The organism is Mucilaginibacter metallidurans, assembly GCF_003286435.2.
In the GTDB taxonomy this organism is placed as follows: Bacteria; Bacteroidota; Bacteroidia; order Sphingobacteriales; family Sphingobacteriaceae; genus Mucilaginibacter; species Mucilaginibacter gossypii.
This window is the reverse complement of sequence record NZ_CP043449.1, coordinates 4,262,957-4,287,557: the sequence shown is the minus strand read 5'-3', so window position 1 is coordinate 4,287,557 and position 24,601 is coordinate 4,262,957. Positions and strand designations below refer to the sequence as shown.

At 44.3% G+C, this 24,601-nt stretch carries 21 protein-coding genes; 19 read left to right on the top strand and 2 right to left on the bottom strand.

All coding sequences use genetic code 11. The features are described from left to right. Positions 1 to 84: 84 nt before the first annotated feature. Positions 85 to 1,932: a type VI secretion system baseplate subunit TssF gene (locus DIU38_RS18205; protein WP_112654735.1), complete on the bottom strand. Its 1,848-nt coding sequence runs from the start codon at positions 1,930 to 1,932 to the stop codon at positions 85 to 87. A gap of 4 nt (positions 1,933 to 1,936) precedes the next feature. Next, positions 1,937 to 2,371, bottom strand: a complete 435-nt coding sequence (locus DIU38_RS18200) for a GPW/gp25 family protein (RefSeq protein ID WP_112654734.1) — start codon at positions 2,369 to 2,371, stop codon at positions 1,937 to 1,939. A gap of 219 nt (positions 2,372 to 2,590) precedes the next feature. Here DIU38_RS18200 and DIU38_RS18195 point away from each other — a divergent pair, with 219 nt between their 5' ends. From DIU38_RS18195 to DIU38_RS18105, 19 genes are all read left to right on the top strand, one after another. Further along, the gene (locus DIU38_RS18195; protein ID WP_091172388.1) at positions 2,591 to 3,109 is read left to right on the top strand and encodes a type VI secretion system TssO; all 519 of its coding nucleotides are present in this window, start codon (positions 2,591 to 2,593) and stop codon (positions 3,107 to 3,109) included. Positions 3,110 to 3,117: 8 nt separating this feature from the next. Beyond that, positions 3,118 to 3,606 carry a type VI secretion system transmembrane protein TssO gene (locus DIU38_RS18190; RefSeq protein WP_146750331.1) on the top strand — a complete coding sequence of 163 codons (489 nt, stop codon included), beginning with the start codon at positions 3,118 to 3,120 and terminating at the stop codon, positions 3,604 to 3,606. 37 nt (positions 3,607 to 3,643) lie between these two features. Continuing rightward, positions 3,644 to 4,606 (top strand): PKD domain-containing protein, encoded by a 963-nt coding sequence (locus DIU38_RS18185; protein ID WP_112654732.1) that lies wholly within the window; start codon positions 3,644 to 3,646, stop codon positions 4,604 to 4,606. Between the two features lie 31 nt (positions 4,607 to 4,637). Next, positions 4,638 to 7,001, top strand: coding sequence for a type VI secretion system protein TssR domain-containing protein (gene tssR, locus DIU38_RS18180; RefSeq protein WP_112654731.1), 2,364 nt, complete (start codon positions 4,638 to 4,640; stop codon positions 6,999 to 7,001). Positions 7,002 to 7,004: 3 nt separating this feature from the next. Beyond that, positions 7,005 to 9,482: an ATP-dependent Clp protease ATP-binding subunit gene (locus tag DIU38_RS18175; RefSeq protein WP_112654730.1), complete on the top strand. Its 2,478-nt coding sequence runs from the start codon at positions 7,005 to 7,007 to the stop codon at positions 9,480 to 9,482. A gap of 95 nt (positions 9,483 to 9,577) precedes the next feature. Further along, positions 9,578 to 10,018 (top strand): type VI secretion system contractile sheath small subunit, encoded by a 441-nt coding sequence (locus DIU38_RS18170; RefSeq protein WP_091172377.1) that lies wholly within the window; start codon positions 9,578 to 9,580, stop codon positions 10,016 to 10,018. A gap of 32 nt (positions 10,019 to 10,050) precedes the next feature. Beyond that, positions 10,051 to 11,433 carry a DUF5458 family protein gene (locus DIU38_RS18165; RefSeq protein WP_112654729.1) on the top strand — a complete coding sequence of 461 codons (1,383 nt, stop codon included), beginning with the start codon at positions 10,051 to 10,053 and terminating at the stop codon, positions 11,431 to 11,433. Between the two features lie 223 nt (positions 11,434 to 11,656). After that, positions 11,657 to 12,229 (top strand): NAD(P)H-dependent oxidoreductase, encoded by a 573-nt coding sequence (locus DIU38_RS18160; protein ID WP_112654728.1) that lies wholly within the window; start codon positions 11,657 to 11,659, stop codon positions 12,227 to 12,229. Positions 12,230 to 12,336: 107 nt separating this feature from the next. Continuing rightward, positions 12,337 to 12,735 carry a type VI secretion system tube protein TssD gene (gene tssD, locus DIU38_RS18155; protein WP_090531688.1) on the top strand — a complete coding sequence of 133 codons (399 nt, stop codon included), beginning with the start codon at positions 12,337 to 12,339 and terminating at the stop codon, positions 12,733 to 12,735. 74 nt (positions 12,736 to 12,809) lie between these two features. Then, on the top strand, positions 12,810 to 13,202 hold the full coding sequence (tssD, locus tag DIU38_RS18150) for a type VI secretion system tube protein TssD (RefSeq protein WP_090531686.1): 393 nt from the start codon (positions 12,810 to 12,812) through the stop codon (positions 13,200 to 13,202). 112 nt (positions 13,203 to 13,314) lie between these two features. Next, positions 13,315 to 14,214, top strand: a complete 900-nt coding sequence (locus DIU38_RS18145; RefSeq protein ID WP_112654727.1) for a hypothetical protein — start codon at positions 13,315 to 13,317, stop codon at positions 14,212 to 14,214. Between the two features lie 3 nt (positions 14,215 to 14,217). After that, positions 14,218 to 14,829 (top strand): hypothetical protein, encoded by a 612-nt coding sequence (locus tag DIU38_RS18140; RefSeq protein ID WP_112654726.1) that lies wholly within the window; start codon positions 14,218 to 14,220, stop codon positions 14,827 to 14,829. A 19-nt stretch (positions 14,830 to 14,848) separates the two neighbouring features. Then, a complete protein-coding gene (locus tag DIU38_RS18135; RefSeq protein ID WP_112654725.1) occupies positions 14,849 to 16,720 on the top strand; it encodes a type VI secretion system Vgr family protein in 1,872 nt (623 codons plus the stop codon). A gap of 2 nt (positions 16,721 to 16,722) precedes the next feature. After that, positions 16,723 to 17,598 (top strand): hypothetical protein, encoded by an 876-nt coding sequence (locus DIU38_RS18130; protein ID WP_146750330.1) that lies wholly within the window; start codon positions 16,723 to 16,725, stop codon positions 17,596 to 17,598. Positions 17,599 to 17,634: 36 nt separating this feature from the next. Then, positions 17,635 to 19,005, top strand: coding sequence for a PAAR-like protein (locus DIU38_RS18125; RefSeq protein ID WP_091172361.1), 1,371 nt, complete (start codon positions 17,635 to 17,637; stop codon positions 19,003 to 19,005). An 18-nt stretch (positions 19,006 to 19,023) separates the two neighbouring features. After that, positions 19,024 to 19,800, top strand: a complete 777-nt coding sequence (locus tag DIU38_RS18120) for a PoNe immunity protein domain-containing protein (protein ID WP_112654723.1) — start codon at positions 19,024 to 19,026, stop codon at positions 19,798 to 19,800. A gap of 231 nt (positions 19,801 to 20,031) precedes the next feature. Next, positions 20,032 to 21,687, top strand: a complete 1,656-nt coding sequence (locus tag DIU38_RS18115) for a glycoside hydrolase family 28 protein (protein WP_112654722.1) — start codon at positions 20,032 to 20,034, stop codon at positions 21,685 to 21,687. After that, positions 21,687 to 22,679, top strand: a complete 993-nt coding sequence (locus DIU38_RS18110; RefSeq protein ID WP_112654721.1) for a pectinesterase family protein — start codon at positions 21,687 to 21,689, stop codon at positions 22,677 to 22,679. The genes DIU38_RS18115 and DIU38_RS18110 overlap by 1 nt, the downstream gene beginning before the upstream one ends. An 8-nt stretch (positions 22,680 to 22,687) precedes the next feature. Beyond that, entirely contained in the window at positions 22,688 to 24,589 is a 1,902-nt protein-coding gene (locus DIU38_RS18105) for a glycoside hydrolase family 88/105 protein (protein ID WP_243770714.1), read from the top strand. The last annotated feature ends 12 nt before the right edge of the window (positions 24,590 to 24,601 follow it).

The following is a 24,601-nucleotide window of genomic DNA, read 5'->3' as shown; positions in this document are numbered from 1 at the left end:
AGCCCGTGATTCTGCCCGATTTGCAGGGCCCGTCGCTTAATAACAAAAGAACACAAGGGCGATGACGGTATCGATATGTATACCTTATTCCGTAAACACCCTATAATTAACATCCATTACGCTCCGGCTTTGCAGCTTCGATTTTAGCAGCTCAAGCAGCGTGGCCCATTCCGGTGCCGAAAGTTCATGATCGGCCGGGGTTATATAAATATCGGTTGTTTTAATAAAACCTTCTCTGGGATTGGCTGAGATACTTACCCCTTTGCTTACGCGGATGTTTTTCATTTTTGCTCCAAGCTCATATCTGCAGAAACTTGTTAGATCGGCAAGGGTAACTATGCGGTCTTTAGTGGTGAGGCCATATTTATAAGCCTGGATCCGCTCGGAAGCCCCAAGGCTGTTCCGGCCGCCGGTGGTCGTGGTAAGGAGCCTTAAACTATCCGGCTTAAGTTTAATGGTTTCCGCCTGTTGCAGCTTTGAGCCTTTGCGGATGTTATTGGCATTATCGGCAAGTGTTGTCCAAAAACTGAGGTATAACATGGCCGCTTTGTTTGCCGGTTTTAGTACCAGGTAATTTACCAGTTCATGATTATCTTTTGAACTTTTGGACTTTTTTTCGATAACGGAGATATTCTGCTCCAGTGTTTTTAGGGCCGTTGTTAAAAAGTCGCTTCCGTATGCGGCAAAGGCCGCTTTTTCGTCGCGAAGCAACTCAAACAAATATTCGATGGTTTGTCGGGCGTTACGTGCGTCAAAACGCTCGGCGCCGCCGTTCCTGATAGAGTAACTGCCCTCATAATTAATACCGGCCTGGCTATACGGGATCTCGTTATACCGAACGTCATTGTCGTCATGCAGCTCATGGATTGATAAAAAGTGATCATAAGCGCCTGGTTTTATAGGGATGATATCGCTGATCTCCTTGATCCTGAATTTTTGTTGGTGAAGCCGCCTGCTCATTACCGGGAAACAGTTTAAATGTAACTGTAGTTCATCAATGGCATTTGCCGGGATTGCTGCCGGGAATACGATCTTGAACCACAGGCAGGGCTTAAGTGTTTTCAAATCCTGCTCGTTAAAAAACGACTGTAACTCAACCGGATAGTTTGCTTTGAAGGCGGTAATATTGCTTAGCCGCTCATCGGTTAGCGAAATAAAATGATTGTTGTAATAGGTCCTGACGTCGCGGGTTATAAGGTTAATGATATGCTGATCATAAAAAACAGGTTTCTGATCGTCGGCTTGTTCATCAACGTAAATGAGGCCAGGTTCAGTATCAAGCTGTGAACCATCGAGGTAAAATTTGGTTACCTGCAGCAGGCTGTAAAAATCGGTATTGCTGATGTAAACAGGCCAGTCGAAATAGATTCCCGCGTTTTTAAAAGTATTCAATGATGCTGCTGTTTCAATGCCTATCCAAAGGGTGTTAGGTTCGCCAAAAGCACCGGTGCGAACGTTTAGCAATGCATTCTTCTGCCCATTTTCAACATGCTCCTGCAGTCTGCCCGCGTTGAAGCTGTATTTTATTTCGGCATTAAATACAGTGTTGGCACCTGCAGGTGTAAAATAAATGTCTAGTTGTTCCGGGCTGGTTTTACCAACCTCCGCTGCCAACTGTTTCCGGAAATAAAAATGGTTGCCGATGTTCAATATTTCTGAAGCCTCGATGGGTTTACCTTTTAATATGGCATGGGCGGGCAGGGGAGCCGTTAAATAGTCGGAAGCCAGGATCCTGGATATTTTGTTCAGGATGCGATGTTCCAGGTTTTTAACATCGTTGTTTAAGTTGAACAACTCGGTGCTCAGGGCTTCAATCAAAAGCTTTACCAGCGGATCAACATCATTTACGTTTTGAACGCCCCAAAACTCGGTAGCGTTCTTCAGCATGCGGTTCCTGATCTCTTCTTTTGAGTTATAAAATATAGTGCTCATAGGTTTATGCTGATAGCGGGCTTAGGAATAAAGCAGTTTTGAACAAATATGTTTCGCCGGTCTTGTTCAGTTTGCCTTTAATAGTAATATCTACTTTCTTTTTTATTTCGCTCACATTGCGCAAGGGGTAAAATTTGTTGATCTCGGTAATGTTCACGCCGATATCAATATCATAGATCCTGTTTTCAAATTTGCTGATAGAACGCAACAACGATTGCCTCAGCTTTTCTTCCCAAATAGTCTCACTCATAATAAGTTCAAAATCCATATCCCAGATCTCGCAGCCAAATTTGGGGTTGTAGCGGTGTTCACCAAAACGGGTAAAAATAATGAGTTCGATGTATTGCGATATAGACGCGCCAAGGTCTTGTTTATCAAGGTCCTGGCCATTATTGATATGGCTAAAGCGGATCGGTTTTGAATAAAGCGGGTTTAGCATAAATGATATTATTGGATTTCGCTTATGTTAAATTTTAACTTTTTATAAACATTTATTTTCAAAAATAGTTGTAGATATGTTTTATTGGTTACAAATAGTTGATAAAGCATTGATTTTTTGATAATTATTACACTATTGGTTAATTAATAGATATGAGTTAAATATTATAAATGGAGCTTTTTTAGCTGTAAATAAACCGAACCGATACTATAATATTAGATGAAACCTGTAAACAATAGCGACCTAAACCGGGCTTATCGCAAATTCATGATGTACCTTATTACATTACTGGGTTTTGCCATCATTATCGTTTACTTCTTTTTTGCAACCTCGGGCCGTGAGCTTGAATTATTAAATGCCCGCGTTAAAAAGACAGATCAGCTGATAGCGCTCCGTACTGATATCAATAACAGCTTTGAATTGATCCTGCTGCGCATGCAGCAACTATCGCAGTATGCAAAAATGAACTCGCAGGAGCTTAATAACCAAACGGTACTGCTTAATGATATCCAGGAGAGCAATCAGCATATCCGGGAGCGGCTGCAAAGTAACCCTTACCCGCTTAAAAGTTTTGAGTTGTATAAAAAGCTCAGCAACGATATTGAAACCATTGCCAGCATCAAAGATTCGCTTTTTACCACACGTTTCCAGATTGAAAGCCTTCGCTCACAGTTAGAGTCGTGCAGCCGGGTAAATAAATCGGCTATTAATCAGTTAAACCATCACTATCCGCATTAATAAGCCATATGTTAAAATTTAGTTTAAAAGAACGGAGAGAAAAATTCTTGTTTTTCATGGGGATGTTTTTAGTGACGTCGGTGATATTGTGCGTGGCTATATTTTATAATTATGGCAACGAAGGGTTAGTATCAAAAAGCGAGTTTGCTAAAAAAGTAAACGAAGAAGAGCAGTTTGAAAGCCTTGTTACCGAAGCGTTACCAACCGTTGATACCACGTATCATAAAATAGTAAAGTTTAACCCCAACGTGCAGGCCGTTTTTTTGGAAAATGACATCAGCGGTTCAATAGGTGCTGTAAAATCATATTACAACCGCCGCCCATATGATGCGCGGTATAAATGCTTTATCCACGCTTCAAAACTGTTGCAGGCACTTTTTTATGATAAGCGCGAACTAACGGGCAATTATAACGATATCAGGAACATAAAAGGATCGGTTGATGACTGCCACATTGCACAGCGGCAATTGCAGCAAAACATGAGCATGGCCCGGTAAGCATCATCATACATCTACCATATATAACCTAAGCAAAATGAAAAACGATTACAACGACGGGAGGCCCGTCGATACTAACCGGAACACCTACACCTTTTTATACATTTTTACTGGTGTAGTTGTTATTGCGGGTATCATTTTCCTGCTGCGGAGTTCATTGTTTGAAAAGAGAGTGATCAACGCCCGTATCCTGAAGGATGAGATAGCCCTGAACGAGCACCTGGTTTACTCGGATAATACGGCCAATGCAAAAAACTGGCTTTGGGAGTTTGGCAATGGCGATAAATCAATTCAACAAAACGGGAGCTACCGCTTTAAAAAAACAGGCGACTATATTATACGGCTTACCGTTGACGGCAATTTGACGCAGCAATTCCCGGTTAGCGTAAAAGATAGTACCCCAACCATAGCCGCCGATACCCTGATTACAATTAACGGCCCCACACAGGGGATTGTAAATGAACAGGTAAGGCTTGAGGCGCAGGGTAATGCCCGGATTTTTGAATGGTCGTTTGGAGAAACCGGCCGGGTGGATGTTAAAGGACCAACTGCACTCTACACCTTTCACAATCCCGGTACCTATTTTATCAAACTGAGCACGGATAAAAGCAGGCGCCCGGTCTATCACCGCATGCGTATTACCAATCCCGATTCAACATTTGCCAACCAGATCGTAAACCCTGGTGAAAGCGAGCGCCGTGTAATCGATGATATTAGGGCACACCTGCAGGCCATAGCCAACGGCCGTGATTTTAACCGCCATTATTATTACCTCGTTAGGAGATATTTCTGCGGAGATGAGAAAGTTACCGTAAATCTTGAAGATAACGGCGAAAGCAAACGGACTGATTTTTACTCCTACTGTATGCGGCTAACTTTTGGAGGTGGCATCAGTGTCGACGAAGCACAGGTTACCCTAAAGCCAAAATCAAACTGCTCAAGTATGCTTTCGGTAAGGCAGCATGCAACCACTGCCGCTCCCGAAAAGAGGCCCAGATAATCCATTTTAAAACCTATTTGCATCAACCAACATGAAAAATATATTAAGCTTCTTTTTTTTAACCTGTATAGTAATTGCGGCCCGGGCGCAATCGCCGGTATCGCTTGGCAAAACGGTGGTAACGCTACCCAAAGCTTTTGAAAAACCTGATGAGCGTACCAGCATTTACAATACCGACGACCGCACTTCCCTGCCATGGATCGTATTTTCGGACAGGGCCGAAAATTATACATATACCTCGCCGGGCGGAACGCTGGTAATGAAAAAAATAAGTTTCATGGAGCCTTTTTATGTAAGTGAACAAAAAAACGGGTTTATAAAACTAATTAAGTACCAGGCCGGCATGGTACAAGGTAAAAAGCTTACCAATAAAAAAGGCTCGCAAAGTTACGGATGGATCAGCATTTCAAAGGTGTTGCCCTGGCAGTCGGCTTTTACCAGCACAAATGGTTATCCCGAAAAATATATCACCATTATAAGTGGTGCCGGTCCGCTCACTATGCCCGATTATTATTATGACAAAACTGATTCCGCTTACATTTTTGCCGGGCCCGATCAAAGCCAGAAAAAAACCAAAGTGGCACTGCACAACGTGGTTTATGTATACAAAAAATCTGACGACGGGAAAAAAGTATTGGTTGGATCCGATCCGCAGTTAATTGCCGATAATGCAGCTGGCAGTGTTTATGGCTGGATAGCCGCCGACGCCGTTCATAGCTGGGGCGATAGGCTATATGTCGGGTCGGCAAGGGAAAACCAGCCATTGATCAATGATTCTATTGCAAGGTATATCAACAGTTCCCTGAAAACCAATAATAGTAAGGGAGGCACGGGCTATTTTGCTTTTGACCCCTTACTGGTCGATAATGCTCCCTTGTTATTGAGCATGCCTGTAAGCTCATCTGCTTCGGGTAATCTTAGCCTCGGCTTCGCAACCGATGTTTATGATAAAAGCCATAACAGTGTGCTTAATATCAAAGGCGGGCATTTAGCATATAAGGATTATCTCAAGATCCGCAGCAATGTTCACCACGTTAACATTGTGTTTGTGGTTGATGGCGGCAGCCCTATGCGCAATTATTTTTCGGGTATTACCAGCACTATTCAATCATTTGAAGATATTTTTGATGCGCATGCCAGGGGTAACCAGGTTAGATATGGGGCTGTAGTTTACCGTAACGCGTCCGGCTGTCAAACCGGGGGCATCCAGTCAACCCCGCTTAACGCCGATTATCGTAACCTGGTAAAATACCTCGAATCACAGTCAACAGTAACAGGTAACTGTGCCCCGGTGATAAGTTCCCAACCTGTTTTTGACGGTATCCGCACGGGCTTAAGCCTTTTTGGCAATCATCCCGACGAAACCAACCTGGTCATCCTAATTGGTGCCACCGGTGCTTTAGATCGTAATTCGGTAGGGGTTAATACGGTGGCCAGTCAGATAGCGGCCGCCAACGCCCGCTTGTTAGCTATCCAGGTATTTAGCGATTACAACCCTATCTACAATGATTTTGTAATCCAGGCAAGACAAATTGTATCACAATCTGCGGTAAAGCTGGCCGATTATAAAAAACAGCGCATGGTGAATGGAGAAGGCCTTACCAACGTGCAGCAATTCAATACATCACTGTCTGATTCGGTTTCCTTTTACCTCGATTATCCCAAAAAGAGCCTGATCCAGGGCGCTGTGGTATTTCCGCCCAAGAGAGTAGTAAAATCAAACCAGGCCATGAGTTTGGCAGTTGAACGCCTGATGCGCGAAACAGATTATGATATCCGTAACCAGATCCATACGCTCGACAGCGCATTCAGGCTTACCGGGCGCGAAAACCGTTATGTACAGCCGCTGGTTATGCAGCAGCAGGGGCAGCCATCAACCGATTTGGGAAACAATATGCCGCATAACGCTTTCAAATATTACCTCAGCGCCGAAGCACCCAGGAACCTGGTAAATGAAAGCAAGGGGCAGCTGCAATACCTGCTGATATTGAACGAGCAGGATTATAAGCAGCTGACAGATCTGCTGTCGCTCATGATAGGCGAAAACCTGCAGCGGGACGCGTCCGATTACCGCTCAAAATTGGTTGATAACTACGTTGATATCGCTGCCAAGCATTTAGGACTTAACTTATCTGGCGGTGATATTAAAGACATGACCCTGGCCGATTATTTTCTGCGGGTTACCAGTTTGCCCTTACCCGGCAAAAAAGATTTCTATAATAAAAAGGTGAATGATCTTAAACACAACGATGATATGCCGCAGGCGCAGTTTGAGGCATATATCCACTATTTGATCCATAGCAGTGATGTTATTAAACAGGCTGCTATTACCAACCAACACTTTACGTCAAACGGCAAAACCTATTATTATATAACCCAGGCTAACCTGCAATAGCATATGAATATAGTTAATTTAAGCGAGTCGGTGAAAACGGCGGTGCGGGTAGCGCAGTCATTAGCCAAAGAATATCACCATAAGGAATTTGGTCCGGCGCACCTTTTAAAAGGCTTGATGCACCAGGAAGTTGGGTTGAAGAACCTGCTTCAATCCATTGGGAAGGACACGGCTTACATAAGCGATTGGGCCGAAGTGCGCATTGAAGACTATTCGGCCGCGTTAACCGTGCCCGACGAGATGTTAGGTAACAGCCAGGTAAAGCAGGTATTTGAAGAAGCCGATAACATGCGCATAAAATTAGGCCAGGATTTGATTACGCCTGTTTGTGTATTGATTGCGTTAATAAAGCCCAATGTGGGTTTTGATGCTAACCAGCTAAAATCTTTCCCGGTAAAAGAACGCGAGTTACTGGATATTTATTTGAGTAATGAGGATGTTAACCATGCGGTAAATCCCTCTGTGCAGGCCACAAACGGCAGCGATGCACCCAAACAAACAATAGCATTACTCAAATACTGTGTAGACCGCACAAGCCTGGCCAAACAGGGTAAGGTAGATCCTATCATAGGCCGGGAGCGCGAAACACGGATGGTGATGGAGATCCTGAGCCGGCGTACCAAGCCCAATGTAATGATCACCGGCGACGCGGGCGTTGGCAAAACAGCCCTGGTTGACGGGTTCGCGCTTAGCATTGTAAACGGACAGGTACCGGCGTCGCTTAAAAATGTACAGCTTTTTGAACTTGATCTGGGTTCATTGATCGCGGGGGCATCTTACAAAGGAGAAATTGAAGACAGGTTAAAAAACATCCTGCGCGAGATAAAGCAGTTTGAAAAAGCGATCCTGTTCATTGATGAGATCCATACCCTGCTCGATAATAAAGGGCCGATAGGCGGCGGTGTTGGCAACCTGCTGAAACCGGAGCTTGCCCGGGGCGAAATAACGGTGATTGGTGCCACTACCATCGACGAATACCGCAAAGTGATTGAGCCCGAACAGGCTTTCAGCCGCCGGTTTGAGGTGCTGCAGGTAAATGAGCCCGATACACCTACAGCTATTAAAATGCTTAAAAAACTGGTGCCCCAATATGAGGAGCACCACAGCTTAAAGATAGATGCTAACACAGCCGAAGAATGCGTTAGACTGGCGCAGCGGTATATGAAAGACCGTCGCCTGCCCGACTCTGCCTTCGACCTGCTCGACCGTACCATGGCTGCTATCCGTTTAATGAACGATACCACCGATACAGCCCTTTCCGAACTCCGCACCGAACTGGACGAATTGAAAGCTCAGGATGATGCAGGCGATTTGATCGGAGCCTACAAATGGCTTTACACCTTGTATCGCAATAAAATAAGCGCGGTGTTGTTAGGCCAGCTGGAAGATGAAACCCAAGTTGATACTTTTGAAACGCCCGATGAATACATCGCTTACTTTGAACGCAATTTGAGCCGGCTTGAAGAATTGGCTCAAAATAAAACCGAGGTGGTGAATAAACATGATATTGCCGCTATTATCTCCTATAAAACAGGCATTCCCTTAGGCAAGATCCAGGCACAAGAGAAAGAAAGGCTTTTGGGCATGGAAGGCTTCCTAAAAAAACGGGTTGTTGGGCAGGACCAAGCGTTGAAAGCCGTATCTGATGCCATACTCGAATCGCGGAGCGGACTGAACAAAAAAGGGCAGCCCATCGGCTCATTCTTTTTGCTTGGCCCAACAGGCACCGGTAAAACGGAGCTGGCCAAATCAATAGCCGAGTTTTTATTTAATGACGAAAAAGCGATGATCCGCTTTGATATGTCTGAGTTTAAAGAGGAACATTCGGCCGCATTGCTGTATGGCGCGCCGCCGGGCTATGTGGGGTATGAAGAGGGCGGCTTGCTCGTGAACAAAATAAGGCAGCAACCTTACTCGGTTGTGCTGTTTGATGAAATTGAAAAGGCTCACCCATCGGTATTTGATATCTTTTTACAGATCCTGGATGAAGGGCATATGCACGACAGGCTGGGCAAGCAAGGCGATTTTTCAAACGCGCTGGTGCTATTTACCTCAAACATTGGCAGCGAGTGGGTATCTGAGCAAATTAGCCGGGGGCATATGCCTACATCAAACCAATTGATGGAGGTGATGGCCAATAAGTTCAGGCCGGAGTTTTTGGCGCGGTTATCAGAGATAGTACCCTTTGCACCTATACATGAAGAAAATGTAGTACGCATCTTTGAGATCCAGCTCAAAAGCCTTACACAGGCGCTTGATAAAATGGGCATAAACATGCAGTTAAGTGCCGAAGCCAAAAATATGCTGGCCTTAAGCGGTTTTACACCCAAATATGGTGCCCGGCAGCTATCGGCGGTGATCCGTAACCAATTGCGCAGGCCAATATCACGGTATATTATTTCGGGCGAACTGAAAAAAGGAAATACTATCGCTATAGATAAAAAAAGTGATGATATTGAATTATTGTGGAGCATTAGTTAAGTAATTTAACTGAAATACATACTGTTAAAAACAATTTTATAGTTATTGCATTATAACATAAACACTTTCATACTTATCATTTATTAAATAAAGCTATGTTTAATTACGAAATAGGGGGAAACGAAACAAAAGTTGATTCCTCAGAAGCATTTGGTGAGATAGCTCCCAATAAAACTTTGTTTATTCAAAAATTAACTGATAATGAGCCGCTGAGACCGGAGAAGGTTGAAGGACTTAAAAATGTTGAAGAGGTTTTTGCTCATTACAAGCCAAAAGTAAGTGTTGAGCTTGAAAGAGAAAACGGATCAAATGTTACCGAAACCCTGTACTTTAACAATCTTGGCGATTTTGCCCCCAAAAACCTGGTACAACAAAGCAAATACCTGCATAAGCTTAATATCCAGCGCGAGATGTACCTCAATATCATGAAGCAGCTGAAAACCAACAAAACGCTTAAGTCAACCCTTGATAACGCCGAAACCAAACAGGCCTTTATTGAGGCGTTAAAAAATATAGTAACCGAGCTTGACCAATAATTAGCTAATCCTAAACATTTAACAACACGATCATGGCAACACCAAACGAGCAGATCCTGAATGAAAATTCAACAGACCAGGCTCTTAAAATAAAAGAAAGAAGCGGCGCGGCATCCTTATCAACCAGTTTAGATAAACTATCAAAAGTTGGTGGTTTTGATTTGCTGGAAGCTACTATTGATGGCCTTCAAAACCTGAACCCCGAACGCAAAGCCCGTAAACAGATCTTTTTAACTGATGATGAGAAGAAAGGGGAGCGCGAAGAGCTTAAGCTGAAGCTTAATCAATGGATAGAAGCTTTGGAAAGCGGCGAATCGGTTAGCGATACTATTCAGAAAAGCGCCGAAAAACTGCAAAGCGTTGAAGAAAACCTGAACAAAAATTTACTCAATGTATTGGAAAGCACCCGCGAGCTGGAACAGGCTTACCGTACAGTGCATTTGTTTTATAAAAACACCGAACAGGATAAGCTGAAGAATGTGGTATTAATGAATGCCACGATCGATCAGTTGAAAGAGCTTGATAACCCGCGCTTTATTGAATATGCTGCAAATGAGCTTAAGCAGAATTATGACAGGCTGGATCTTCGTCAAAATTACTCAATCCTGGTTGTGCCCGGCTACCTTGGCTCAAACAAGGTAGTTGAACGCTGGTCAAAAATAGCCTATGATAATAAAGTAATGCTGGTGACCGATTTTGCGGATCTTGAACAACCGGATGATGTGATAGACCTGTTTACATCTGCTAATTTAACCGGCGGCGATGCCTTTAAATCAAATACCATCATGACCTGTAACTGGCTGGTAGGCCGAGGCAAAGTTGCCGAAGCGGGTGAAGAGGATGACCTGTATATCCCCGGTTCAGCAGCATTGGCGGGTAAAATGTATTATACGCTGATGTCGCAGGTTACCGCCGGTAAAAAACACGGTGCGGTTAACGAGGTGGATGGTGTACGTTTTGACCTCAAAAAGAGCGAGATCTCACACCTGGAGCGCATTGGCCTGATACCTATGGTGAATGAGTACGGCAAGGTAATGGCATTCTCGGCCAAAACTTTGTTTAATGGCGATAATATCGGTTTGCAAACCTATTCGGTAGTGAGGGTATTTGATTATATCACCAAAGTATTATTTGACTTTTTGAACCGCCGTGCTTTTGAAAACTGGACATCAAAAACAGAGCAGGACCTGCGCTCGCAAATTGTGAAGTTTTTGGATAACATCCAGGGGCCCGACAGGCTTATCGAACGCTTTAAAATAATCAGGTTTGAGCGCGATGAACAGCAAAAGGACCGCATTCACCTTGATATCAATATCACGCCATATTTCCCGGCTAAAAGCTTTGTGGTAAAGCTTGACGGGCAAAAAGGTGAGGATGCAAGCCCGACCTGGAACAGCGAATATAAACAGCAGTAATATCGCGGTACACAACGTTGTGAAGTGGTAATGAATCCCCTTTTAAAATAAGGAAGCACCTACTGGAGCGATATCGGATATGTGCAAAACAATATATTGGCTCCGTAGGTGCTTCCTGTTAGGAGGCGGGTTTTAAAAGCGATATTCACGTTAAACCAGCGCTGTGTGCATTTTAGGTTAATTTAACCGAAGGCCTAACTTTATTTATTGTTAAATAAGGTTTATGTTTGCATTGATGAGGCAGCTATTGATCATTAATGCAGATATAGATAAAACACCAACCACAGCGACATTGATCAATGCCTACAAAGAAGGGGCCCAGGCCGCCGAAGCTGTAGTAAAAGAGATAGCCATCGCCGACCTTAAATTTAATCCCAACAAGCAATTCACGCTAAGCAATAACGAGCCCGAACCCGACCTTGTGCAGGCTGTAAACGCAATAAAATGGGCATCGCACGTGGTGATATTTTGCCCGGTTTATAAAGATTCGATCAACTCGAAAATTAAAGGTTTTTTTGATCGCGTTTTTATGCCCGACCAGGTTTTTATCAGCGGCTCGTCGGTTAATTTCAATGGCCGGTCAGGACGTGTGGTTTCTATATTGGATGAAGCTGCCTGGCAGGACTGGCAGGTTGATATGAAGCCAACCTACCTGGCAGTAAAAAAACTAACCCTCGAAAAGCGCGGCATCAAGCCTGTGCACACCAGTACCATCGGGCATCTATACAACCTCGATAATGAGTATAGCAAAAAGTGGATTCAAAAATTATATTCTTTTGGGTTAAAACTTATTTAAATAAATATTTAATATTTTCTCCAAACAATAAATTAATTACATTGTAGTTATTAAAGTAATGCGCAAAGCATCTACTTTAAATTATTAACCTCTTAAAATTTATCATTATGGCTTTCAAAGCAAGATTAAATTTTTCGGGCAAGGACTACGATGTGCTCACTTGCTCCTATGCATTAAACCGCGATGTAGACTCAAAAGGACGCCCGTCCTCAGGTATTTACGGCGGTACTATCGATATCGAGATCGAGTCGACTGAAGACACCTCCATTATCGAATCAATGGTTAACAACCAGTACAAACCGATTGCCGGAACTTTGCTGATCAAAAAATCTGAGGAAGACGCTAAAATGAAAGAGTTGTCTTTTGAAGATGGCTACATCGTGAAGTATTCTGAAGGTATCGACATTACAGGCGCGACTCCCATGAGTTTGAAGTTTGTGATCTCGGCCCGCAAGTTGAAACTGGGAAGCGCCGAGCACGTGAACGACTGGCCAGGTAAAAACTAAGCCCGGCCGATTTTGTTATCTGTTTGTGCCGAAGGGGCACTTAATTTATTTATCTACTTAAAACTTTATTGATCATGGCTTTCAAAGCAAGAATTAGTTTAGGATCGAAAGAATTCGACGTGCTGCAATGCAGCTATTCATTAAACAGGGACGTTGACTCAAAAGGCCGTCCGTCATCAGGTGTATATGGTGGTACTATCCAGGTTGAGGTTGAATCAACCGAAGATACTTCGGTTATCGAATCGATGGTGAACAGCCAGTACAAACCAATTCATGGCACTATCACCTTCAAAAAATCCGAAGAAGATGCCAAAATGAAGGAGCTTAATTTTGAGGATGGTTATATCATTCAATATAACGAGGGGATATCGATTATTGGTAACAACCCAATGTCGTTAAGCTTTGTGATATCGGCGCGTAAGCTGAAAATAGGCAACGCCGAGCACGAAAACGACTGGCCTAAATAATATCTCAGTACAATTGATTTGTACTGTCTTTTAAAAAGATACGGAGGAGATAGTAACATATTTTCCTCCGTGTTCTTTTTACAGGTTTTATTTAGGTTCAGTTATAAACCTTATGAAAAGAAAGAAGAGAATAATAAACCCAGCCTTACCCACTACAAAGAAAAAGGTGAAAAAATCGTCGGTTCCAACCCCCATGGAATACGTGCAGCTTTTTAATACCTGTGTTATTAAAAAGGAAAAAATTGCTGCTGTCGATAAGATCATCGATGAAAAGGTAACCGTAAACCGCCCCCGTTACGAAAGTATTTCAAACCTGGTACGCCTTGGTACTAATGCGCCGTCGGCTGCCGGAAATAAAAATCTTTTCGCATCGGTGTATACCCCTTTTTTTGATCGTTATAACACCACACCGCTATCATTAAACCCAACCGCGGCCAATGCCAAACCCGAAAGTGTTTTGGATATGATGACCAAACCGCAGATGACAACCAGCCTTTTGGGAGGTAATTTTTTTGACACCGGGAGGTTTACCCCGAACGATCCGTTTTCGTTTATGAACCTTTTTGGCGGCGGCGGAGCTATCCCCTGGTATTTTATAGCCTGCGTACATTATATGGAGTGCTCGTTCAGTTTCAAAAAACACCTGCACAACGGCGATCCGCTTACCGGTTATACGGTACAGGTGCCGGCCAATCGCCCAAAGGTAGGTCACGGCCCTCCGTTTACTTTTGAGGAGAGTGCTGTTGATGCTATTAAACTGATGAAGTATGATAAGGTAACCAATTGGAGCCTGCCGTTTATTTTGCAAAAGCTGGAGGGATATAACGGTTTCGGTTATAACAAAAAGGGCATTCATACACCTTACCTCTGGAGTTTTTCGAACCAGTATGTTAAGGGCAAATATGTCAAAGACGGTGTTTTTGATGCCGAGGCGGTATCCCAGCAAATGGGCGCGGCAGTTATTCTTAAACGCATGGAAGACAGGGCACTGATCAGTATTCCCAGAAATTAACCAATGAACAGGATTAATAAACATATGGTATTGTTACTGCTTGCTACCGGGTTGGCAGGTTCGGCTGTTGGCTGCAGCGGTAGCCCTAAAGCTCCGGTTGCTGATACTGTCAAAACCATAGCTAAGTCGGCCTCCCGAACCGTGCATAAGTCGCCCCTCACCGATGAGCAGTTGTTCAGGGCCTGCCTGAAACAGTTTAAAGCTGCTGCCCTGCAAAAAAATAAAAAGCAGCTGGCCGCCATGTTTTACTTTCCGTTGCAAACAACACCCCAATGGTCAAACGAAGATTTACGATCTGCTACGGTTAACCCTGCTGAGGGACTGGTGAGCGGGGCAGAATATCCACAGTATGAGCCTGCTATATTGAGTGCTGACGCGCTTCGTCTTATACCCAAAAGCACGGAAGACGATCTGTCGGAGATTGACGCCGCTAACGACGAAAACTATTATAAAGTTATTGCAAAGGTTACAGATAAAGGCAGTAAGCTTTACGAGTTGCAGCAACAATATGAGCAAAAAAATGGCAGGGAAACATCGTACGGGTTTGTTTTTGGCAAAGTTAACGGGCAATATAAAATTATAAGTTACTACAGCCCATGGCCTGTTAAAGGTTAATGGATTTTATAGCCGAATTATGGAAAAGAAACTAAAAGTAGATATCAATATTGAAGGTACCCAGATCACCCATTTCTCTACCTTTAACCTTGACCAGCGTTTTAATGAGCATCATACTTTTCAGCTCAGGTTTAATCATGATATGGTTGAAGAGTACAACGCTGTTACGCTCGAAAACTCAAAGGACTTTATTGGTAAAAACATTACCGTGCAATTTGGCACAGCCGATAGCGGCGAAAATAAATTTAGCGGTATTGTTACCAAGGTAGAGCTTTCGCAAAGCCATGGGTTTCATGGCGATATCCTGGTGAGTGGCTTTAGTCCGACCATCCTGATTGACCGGGGTCCCGACCTCGGCTCGTATCTTAACAAAAGCCTGAGCAGCATTATTCAGTTAGCTACCCAGGATGCACCGGCAAACGATCTGAACCTCAATATCAAGCCAACCAATACTTCGCCTATTGATTATATCATTCAATATCGTGAAAGCGATTTTGAGTTCATCAACCGTCTTTCGGCCGAGTATTACGAATGGTTTTATTACGATGGTGCTAAACTGAATTTCGGTAAGCCCGATAAGCTGGAGGAGGTTGCTCTTATTTACGGTCGTGATCTGCACAGCCTGCAATATGCAATGCAGATAGCCCCCTTAAAGCATAATAAATTTGCTTACAACCCCAGGCAGGATGAACTGCTTTCGTCAGAGCCGCAAGGCTCTTCGGGCAGCACGCCGGACCTTTCGCATGCCATCAGCGCATCAAACAAAGTTTTCAGCAAAGTTTATAATGAACCATTGGCTGTTAGGGTAAATAACAAAAAAGAAATAGATGATTATGTTAATAACCAGCAAAAAGCGCTGATATCCGAATTGGTTACCATTGTAGGCAATGGCGACAACCCCATGGTAGGCCTGGGCAAAATACTTAATGTAAGCATGAGTGTAAGGGGTACAGGGGCTTTTGAATTGCAGGATTTTGGCAAGTTCCTGGTTACGGCGGTTTATCACCAGATCGACGGTGTTGGCCATTACCAAAATACGTTTGAAGGCGTTACTGCCGATACGGAGCGTATCCCGGTTGCTGAAGCCGAAAAACCCAACCCGGATATGCAGCTGGCCGATGTTACCGACAATGCCGACCCGGATGGGCATGGCCGCGTTAAAGTAAAATTTAAATGGCAATGTACCGCGAATGATGTTACCGAGTGGCTCAGGGTAGTTTCTCCTGATGCAGGCAGCTCGGATAAAGTAAGCAAGAACCGCGGGTTTGTTTTTATCCCCGAAGTTGGCGACCAGGTGCTGGTAGCATTTGAGGAGGGTAATATTGCCCGCCCAGTTATTATTGGCAGCATGTTTAGTGGTAAAACAGGCACAGGCGGCAATCAAACCAATAAAACCAAAGCGCTTACTACCCGAAGCGGCAACACCGTGATACTGGACGATAGCAATGGCAGCATTAATGTTAAAGATCCCAGCGGTAACGTGGTAACCCTTAATGGCGATGGTACGGTAACCATTTATGCGCCAAACACCTTAACGCTGGTATCAAAAGATATTAACATCAATGCGGGCAATAGCATTAATATAACATCATCGCCGGCGAAAGAAGGCGGGGGTGACGGTGTTATCAATGTTACAGCCAAAAAATCGATAGCGGTAGCGGCGCAGGATGAAGGTATTACTACAAATGCGAAAAAAGATATTGCCTTCACCAGCGAAACCGAAAGTATCAAACTCTCCGCATCGGCCAAAGACATCACCTTTGATGCTGGGGCCGGCAAACTTTCATCAAGCAGCAAATCGGCCGAGATCAGCTCGACCGACAAAATGCATCTCAACGGCGGCAGTCTGGCGCATATTATAGCAGGCGATGTTGAAATTAACCAATCATGATCATGAATATATTACCGGTAAATACAGCTCAAAATTCATGGTACCAGCTTAGCTCATCCAACCGGACCATAATTGGCACAAAAGTACTTGAATTTGTGCAGGACAGGTGGATTGAAATAAAACTCATTAGCCATGACGATAAGCAACGGGTTTATGAATATACCCTGCTTGATCAAAATATGGATGGTTCTGCGCTGATACATGAATGGGCAGCAGATATGGAATGGTTCCAGTCGCCGGTACAGATCATAACAGATCTGGAAGGGAAATTTATAGGCATCAATAATTTTAATAGTATCGCTAATTGCTGGCAGCAGGGCTTCCGGTCAAAAATCGCCAAAAAATATCGTCAGCAGGATGGTATCGATGTAATGCTGTCCGAAACAGACAAATTGCTGCAGGATCCTAAACGCTTTCTGCAATCATTTATGGGATACAGCCATTACCGGTGCTTTTTTCAACCGTTTTACAGGGAATGGCAAGCCAATGAAAGCTCTTCCCTGATACTGAAAGGTTTTTTCGGCACAATTGACCTGCCGCTCGTCATCTACAGTTTTACCGAACAACATGGCAACACCGTAACCATAACTAACGAAGCTGAGGTTGACGAAGAAAGGTTTGAAAGACCTGTTTTAGTGAGGATGCTAAAAGACCTTACAAACACCTATAACCTGAAGGTTGACCTGCAGACCGAGATGGAAGAGATTTATAAATTTGAAAACAACATACTACAGGAGGCCGATTTGTTTTTGCAATTACATGTGCCCTCATTTTATACCGTTGTAACGGCACATCAATGCAGGCGGATTGAACAGCATGAGCTTCCGAAGGAACGCGTTGATAAGCACGAGCTGAGCAACAGCGTACTGCATGTATAAGGCTGAAGGTTTAGTACTCACAAAAAGTAATATCCGATGTCAAAAAAATATATTCCAAACAATAGCTGCCTTAAGTGCGATAAAGGGTCGGCTCCTGTGCGGTTAAAGGTAACGCATCATAACAACACGAAAATTTATGGTGAGTTCCTGGCCAGCGAGGCCGATATGGTGCCGGGTGAAAATATATTGCCTATGGGCAGGTGTTCGGTGACGGGTGGCAGCTGCAAATTTGACCCAATTTACTGGGACAAGACCAATAAAGGTGTTAAGGTTAACGGCTACAAATTATTATTTGAAGATGCGAACCTGTTGTGCAAACAAGGCGGCAAAATAAGTGTTGACTTTAATGCGCCAGGCGGTATGAGCACAGCCGGGGCGCTTGTTACGGGTGCCGGTGCCGGAACGTTCAACTATGGTTCGTACACCAACACTCTTGATATATTGCAGCGCGGTACCATTTATGATGTTGAAAACGGCAAGATAAGCCTGGTACGGAGCAACAGCGAAAGTGATTACCGCAGGCATGGTAATTACGGGGAGATGAAGGACAACGTTTATCATCGGCAGGAAGGTTTTCGCGATGTAAGAAGCGAGCACCCTGTAATTGATATTGATAAACCTACGGCTTCGGGCATTGACGGAGCTTACGCCAAAGATAATGGGTATAAAATTACAGACGGTAAATACAATACAGCATCTATACAAAATACGACAACCGGCCGAGAGTTAAGTGAGCGATGGACGCGAAATCACATCGACAATAACGGGGCGATAAACCCGGCAGACGAAGCAGGGGTTAGACTGGCAAATACAGATGGCAGCCTGAACCGCGAGGTGATCAGGGTTAAGCCCGACGGATCCATGCAGTCAGAAACTATAAACTCCAACGGCTTTAAAGCTACCCGCGGGCAAAGTGAGGCCCTGGAAATAAAAACCAGCAGGGCAGGCAATTTTATGAATGGTGTCAGGTCGTCCATGCTCAATTCAAAACCTCTTACAGCCTTGTCCGAATCTAATTTTTCGCAGGCGGTACGTAATAGCAGAATTGCCACTGGCGCAAATGACGGCCTGTTTAAGGCAAGCCAGGCAATTGCACGTTCTCCGGCTTTAAGTGTGGCGGGGAAAGTTGCCGGCCGCGGACTTATAGTTGTTGGTATCGCCCTTGATGCAGTAAGTATCTATTCGGCGTATGAAGAAGAGGGTGGTTTTGGCAAAAAAACAAAAGAAGCGGTAGGCGGTGCTGCCGGTGGCCTTGCCGGCGGTATAGCAGGTGCCGAAATAGGTGCAATGATAGGTACTGCTATATGCCCCGGGGTTGGTACGGTGGTTGGTGGTATTGTTGGCGGGGTTATAGGAGGCCTGGCCGGAAGCGGCATTGGTAAATCAATTGCAGGATGGTTCTCATAAATTTAAACAGCTTATAAAATGGGTTTTTTTGATAAATTATTTGGCGGAGGTGGAACTACGGCAACACCCGAAACGCAGCTAAGAGCAGAATATAAAGACGTTGCTTTCTTTAAAAAAATGTTTGATAAGAAGCAGTCGATAATAAAAATGTACCAGGAACAAAATGTCACCCTGAAGCAGCAGGAAAAGTTTCGCCCGATAAACAACTGGGTGCTTGCTATGGAACATCTTGACCTGGTTTATTTAAACTATTCTGCCGGGAATGATATCAGCCTGTGTTATAATGAATATATAACAGCTGCCGGATACTACGGAGAAGGTTGGGATGCCGATGCGTTTTATGCCGATATGATTGATATGGTAGCTTTAGGCAGCTTACTGAATGTACCTGATGAAGTATATGAGCCGGTTATTAATTATATCCGCCAGTCGGATAGTGGTTCCAGTTACCCAACCTGGACACCGGATGCCTTATTATGGTATATCATCAACACCAAAAAGCCGGGGAGCGGCCCGCAGCCGGATACGCTTATTACCGAAGCTTACCGGGATATTTATGATTTAACAAAAATGCCTAAAGCCGATGCGGAGCGCGAAATGAAACTTTACCTCGACAAATGGTACAGGTTGCATAAAGACGATTCATGGTATGAAAACCACAAAAAAGAAGGCTCATATAAAGGCTACTGGAGCTGGGAGGCGGGCGCGGTAACTAAGATATTGGGACTTGATGATAGCGGTTACGCTAATCATCCGAATTATCCTTATGATATGGTGCACTGGTCGACTTCGTAATTGCGCGGTATCAAATAAAATCACCATAAACCGGAGTTGCTTTGAGTTTAACTGAAGGAATCCGGTCTCTCTTTTTAGCCGCTAAAACTTACGCAAACGTTTCTGGGAACGTTTGCGCGGTTTTTGTTGGGCAAATTCTTTTTTTTATTGCCGTCAGCCTTTAATCTTGTTTAGGATTTAATGTTCCTTCACCAATTATAGGGCGATAAACAGCTGTTTTAAAATAAAAACATGTCGGTAGTAAAAACAAGGATAGGGATAGCGGTTTTGCTTTTGGCGGGTTGCTTCACATCGCGAGTACAGTGTCAGCAGTATTCCTGGCAACATTTGCCGCAGGTAAATAAACCTGTATTTAAAAAGGATACCATCAACATTTTAAAATATGGCGCCAAAGCTGATGGTATTACGTTAAATACAACAAGTATCAATAAAGCAATAAGCGCCTGCAGCGCCAAAGGGGGCGGGGTAGTGCTTATTCCGCAAGGCTTGTGGCTAACCGGGCCGCTGGTGATGAAGAGTAATGTAAACCTGCATGTAAGCCGGGCGGCGCTGCTCCAGTTTACTGATGATAAAACGCAATATAAACTGGTTGAAGGCAATTATGAAGGCCATGCCGCTGTGCGTAATGAATCGCCAATATCCGGCACCAACCTTACCAATATCGCCATCACCGGTGAAGGGATCATTGATGGGCACGGCGAGGTTTGGCGGGCCATCAGCAAAGACAGGCTTACTGAAGCTGAATGGAAAAAACTGGTAGCATCGGGAGGCGTAGTGAGCGAAAATGGCAGGTCATGGTACCCTTCTGAAAGTTATGTTAATGGACTTAAAGCACCTGGGGCAGGTGTTGTTGGCAATGGGAAAACTATAAAGGATAACGAACCTTTTAAAGATTTTTTCAGGCCTAATATGCTGGTGCTTACCAATTGTAAAAAAGTATTGCTGCAGGGCGTTACACTTCAAAATTCGCCCGCATGGAATATCCATATTTTACTATGCGAAGACCTTACCGTACAGGGCGCAAGGGTCAGGAATCCCTGGAATGCCCAGAACGGTGACGGCATCGATGTAGAATCGTGCCGGAATGTGCTAATTGAAGGCAGCACTTTCGATGCCGGCGATGACGGCATATGCATCAAATCGGGTAGGGATGAGGAAGGCCGCAAACGCGGTAAGCCCACTGAAAATGTAATTGTACGGAATAACGTAGTTTACCGTGCCCACGGTGGTTTTGTGATAGGCAGTGAAATGTCGGGCGGGGCGCGTAATATTTTCGTATCAAACTGTACGTTTATTGGTACTGACATTGGCCTGCGTTTTAAAACCACCCGCGGCAGGGGAGGCGTGGTAGAAAATATTTTTATCAAGGATATTGCCATGAAGGATATTCTTCATGAGGCTATTCTTTTTGATATGTACTACGGAGGTAAATCGCCCGGCGAAGCGGATGATATAAATGACCAGGCTGTTGTGCCGGTAACCGAAGCTACACCTTCATTTCGCAAGTTTTATGTAGATAATGTAGTATGCAACGGTGCTGAAAAAGCGCTCATGATTCGGGGGCTACCCGAGATGGGGATTAAGGACATCCATATAGAAAACAGTACTTTCAAAACTGTTAAAGGAGCAGATGTAATAGAAGCACAGAACATCTTCCTGAAAAATATCCACCTCGAAAGCAAAGAAACCAACCCACTCATCAATATTCAAAATAGCAACAACCTTACGTTTGATCATATTACCTATGGCAATACAGAGTTGTTGTTTAAGATCAGCGGTAAAAAATCGCAGCAAATAAAATTGCTGAATACCGATACCGCCAAGGCTAAGAACAAAGCTGAGTTTGCTTCAGGAGCAGCCGAAAATGCAATAACCGGTTCAAAATAATGAAGAGAGCGGCGCTATTGATATGGATTGTTTTTGCTCCGGCACTATTGCTGGCGCAGGCGGTTGTATATCCAAAGCGTTTTACCGTAGCACTGGATGGTAGTGGCGATTTCAAAACCATTCAACAGGCTGTAAATGCTGTGCGTGACCTGTCGCAGCAAAGGGTTAGCATTTACATAAAAGCCGGAGTATACCACGAAAAACTGGTGATCCCCTCCTGGAAATGTAATATCGAACTGATAGGCGATGGCCAAAATAACACCATCATCACTAACAGCGATTTCTCGGGCAAAGCAAACCCGGAGGGTAAGGATGCCTTCGGAAAAGCCGAGTTTACAACCTATACTTCCTACACGGTTTTGGTGCAGGGTAACGATTTTATCGCCCGGAATTTAACCATAGCAAACGCCGCAGGCCCCGTAGGACAGGCCGTGGCTTTACATGTTGAGGGCGACAGGTGTGCCATAATCAATTGCCGGCTGCTTGGCAACCAGGATACGCTTTATGCCGGTACCGAAAACAGCCGCCAGTTTTATAACGACTGTTATATGGAAGGTACAACCGATTTTATTTTCGGCGAAGCCACTGCGGTTTTCCAAAACTGTGTAATCAAAAGTCTCCGAAACTCTTTTATTACAGCTCCTGCAACTACACCGCGACAGCGATTTGGCTTTGTGTTTTTTGATTGCAGGCTTATTCCTGCAGATACTTCTGTTATAAAAGTTTTTCTGGGCAGGCCCTGGAGGCCGTATGCCAAATCTGTTTTCATTAACACAACAATGGATAAACACATTTATGCCGTTGGATGGGACAACTGGCGTAACCCGGAAAATGAAAAGACCGCCTTTTTTGCCGAATATAAAAGCAAGGGAACAGACATAAGCAAGCGTGCGCCTTGGTCGCGCCAGTTAACCGAAGCTGAAGTGAAAAAATATACGTTAAATAACATCCTTGCCGGGAACGATAACTGGGATGTAACACTGATAAAATGAATTGTGGAATGAAGAGAATACTATTAGTATGTACTTTCCTGTTTGCAGGCTTAGCGCTCAGGGCTCAAACACAGCCCTGGTCGCAGCGAATGGCGAATACCGCTATTCAGATCTGGAAGGATTCGCTGCCGGGCACTAACTGGTCGTACGACCAGGGGATTGTGTTACAAGGGCTGCAAAGCGTTTGGCAGCAATCGGCCCGGAGTGAATATTTTACTTACATCCAGAAATCGATGGACAGGTATGTGGGGGCAGATGGATCCATCCGTACCTATAAAGCCAAAGATTATACGTTGGATAATATTTTATCAGGCAGGAGCCTGTTATTTCTACACCAGGTATTAGGTACTGAAAAATACTACAAAGCTGCTTCATTACTTCGCAAACAGTTGGACGAACAGCCAAAAACTCCTGAAGGCGGTTTCTGGCATAAAAAAAGATACACTAACCAAATGTGGCTCGATGGCTTATACATGGCCGAGCCTTTTTATGCCGAATATGCTTCCGTTTACCATGAAGATGCGGACTTTGATCAGATAGCCGATCAGTTTATCTGGATGGAGCAGCATGCGCGCGATGCTAAAAAAGGTTTGTTGTATCATGCCTGGGACCAGAGCAAAAAAGAACGCTGGGCTAACCCGCAAACCGGTCTTTCGGCCAGTTTATGGGCCCGTGCCGATGGCTGGTACGCTATGGCACTGGTTGATGTGCTGTCGTATTTCCCGGCCAATCATCCTAAACGAGCGGCACTCGTTGCCATTTTAAAGCGCCTTGCGGTGGCTATACAAGCTTGCCAGGACCAGGGCACAGGTTTGTGGTACCAGGTGCTCGACAAGGGTAACAAAAAAGGTAATTACCTGGAAGCATCGGCTTCGTGCATGTTTGTGTATACGTTAGCTAAAGGTGTAAGGGAAGGCTATCTGCCTCAACACTATTTGCCTGCTGCCCGAAAGGCTTATGATGGTGTCATCAAAAGCTTTATTGAAACCGATGCCGATGGACAGGTAAACCTGAAAGGCACGGCAGGTGCTGTAGGCGTAGGCGGTGAACCATATCGCGATGGCAGTTACGAATACTATACCGGAGTAAAGACTGTCACCAATGAAACCAAAGGTGTTGGTTCATTTATGCTGGCCAGTGTAGAGATGGAACGTTTAGCCAATCTGAATGCCGGTAAAGGCAAAACCGTACTTTTAGATAGCTATTTCAATAACGAATATCATAAAGATGTTACCGGCAAAAACATCTCGTTCCACTACAAGTGGGAGGAACAGGACAATAACGGATTTTCGCTTTTTGGGCGGATCTTTAATAATTACGGATTACATACCAAAACTTTAAACGAAGCACCTGATGATGTCAATCTGAAAAAAGCGGCAGCTTATATTATTGTTGATCCTGATATTCCTAAAGAAAACCCGGACGCTAAATATATCGAAGAACCACATATTAAAGCCATCAGTAATTGGGTGAAAAATGGCGGCGTACTGGTGGTTTTAAACAACGATACCGGTAATGCCGAATTTACGCACCTTAACAAACTGATGGCCAAGTTTGGTATCAGCTTTAACCTAAATAGTGTTAACAGGGTTGTCGGCCGCAATTTTGAGCAGGGAGCTATAAACATCCCTTCGGATAATTCCATCTTTAAAACAGCGCGTAAGATTTATATCAAAGAGTTGAGTACCCTGCAGCTAACCAAGCCCGCTGTGCCGCGGTTAACTAATGGCAAAGACATCATCGTAGCTACCGCCAAATATGGTAAAGGCACTGTGTTTGCCGTTGGCGACCCTTGGTTTTATAACGAATATACAGATGGCCGAAAGCTGCCGCCCGACTATGACAACTTTAAAGCAGCCAACGATTTGGTAGGCTGGCTGGTGAAGCAGCTTCCTCAAACAAAAAAATAGTAACTTATTACA

What these genes read in the sequence shown, in the direction of transcription:
- DIU38_RS18205 (WP_112654735.1), bottom strand. Translation starts at nt 1,932, where the DNA reads ATGAGCACTATATTTTATAACTCAAAAGAAGAGATCAGGAACCGCATG.
- DIU38_RS18200 (WP_112654734.1), bottom strand. Translation starts at nt 2,371, where the DNA reads ATGCTAAACCCGCTTTATTCAAAACCGATCCGCTTTAGCCATATCAAT.
- DIU38_RS18195 (WP_091172388.1), top strand. Translation starts at nt 2,591, where the DNA reads ATGAAACCTGTAAACAATAGCGACCTAAACCGGGCTTATCGCAAATTC.
- DIU38_RS18190 (WP_146750331.1), top strand. Translation starts at nt 3,118, where the DNA reads ATGTTAAAATTTAGTTTAAAAGAACGGAGAGAAAAATTCTTGTTTTTC.
- DIU38_RS18185 (WP_112654732.1), top strand. Translation starts at nt 3,644, where the DNA reads ATGAAAAACGATTACAACGACGGGAGGCCCGTCGATACTAACCGGAAC.
- tssR (WP_112654731.1), top strand. Translation starts at nt 4,638, where the DNA reads ATGAAAAATATATTAAGCTTCTTTTTTTTAACCTGTATAGTAATTGCG.
- DIU38_RS18175 (WP_112654730.1), top strand. Translation starts at nt 7,005, where the DNA reads ATGAATATAGTTAATTTAAGCGAGTCGGTGAAAACGGCGGTGCGGGTA.
- DIU38_RS18170 (WP_091172377.1), top strand. Translation starts at nt 9,578, where the DNA reads ATGTTTAATTACGAAATAGGGGGAAACGAAACAAAAGTTGATTCCTCA.
- DIU38_RS18165 (WP_112654729.1), top strand. Translation starts at nt 10,051, where the DNA reads ATGGCAACACCAAACGAGCAGATCCTGAATGAAAATTCAACAGACCAG.
- DIU38_RS18160 (WP_112654728.1), top strand. Translation starts at nt 11,657, where the DNA reads ATGTTTGCATTGATGAGGCAGCTATTGATCATTAATGCAGATATAGAT.
- tssD (WP_090531688.1), top strand. Translation starts at nt 12,337, where the DNA reads ATGGCTTTCAAAGCAAGATTAAATTTTTCGGGCAAGGACTACGATGTG.
- tssD (WP_090531686.1), top strand. Translation starts at nt 12,810, where the DNA reads ATGGCTTTCAAAGCAAGAATTAGTTTAGGATCGAAAGAATTCGACGTG.
- DIU38_RS18145 (WP_112654727.1), top strand. Translation starts at nt 13,315, where the DNA reads ATGAAAAGAAAGAAGAGAATAATAAACCCAGCCTTACCCACTACAAAG.
- DIU38_RS18140 (WP_112654726.1), top strand. Translation starts at nt 14,218, where the DNA reads ATGAACAGGATTAATAAACATATGGTATTGTTACTGCTTGCTACCGGG.
- DIU38_RS18135 (WP_112654725.1), top strand. Translation starts at nt 14,849, where the DNA reads ATGGAAAAGAAACTAAAAGTAGATATCAATATTGAAGGTACCCAGATC.
- DIU38_RS18130 (WP_146750330.1), top strand. Translation starts at nt 16,723, where the DNA reads ATGAATATATTACCGGTAAATACAGCTCAAAATTCATGGTACCAGCTT.
- DIU38_RS18125 (WP_091172361.1), top strand. Translation starts at nt 17,635, where the DNA reads ATGTCAAAAAAATATATTCCAAACAATAGCTGCCTTAAGTGCGATAAA.
- DIU38_RS18120 (WP_112654723.1), top strand. Translation starts at nt 19,024, where the DNA reads ATGGGTTTTTTTGATAAATTATTTGGCGGAGGTGGAACTACGGCAACA.
- DIU38_RS18115 (WP_112654722.1), top strand. Translation starts at nt 20,032, where the DNA reads ATGTCGGTAGTAAAAACAAGGATAGGGATAGCGGTTTTGCTTTTGGCG.
- DIU38_RS18110 (WP_112654721.1), top strand. Translation starts at nt 21,687, where the DNA reads ATGAAGAGAGCGGCGCTATTGATATGGATTGTTTTTGCTCCGGCACTA.
- DIU38_RS18105 (WP_243770714.1), top strand. Translation starts at nt 22,688, where the DNA reads ATGAAGAGAATACTATTAGTATGTACTTTCCTGTTTGCAGGCTTAGCG.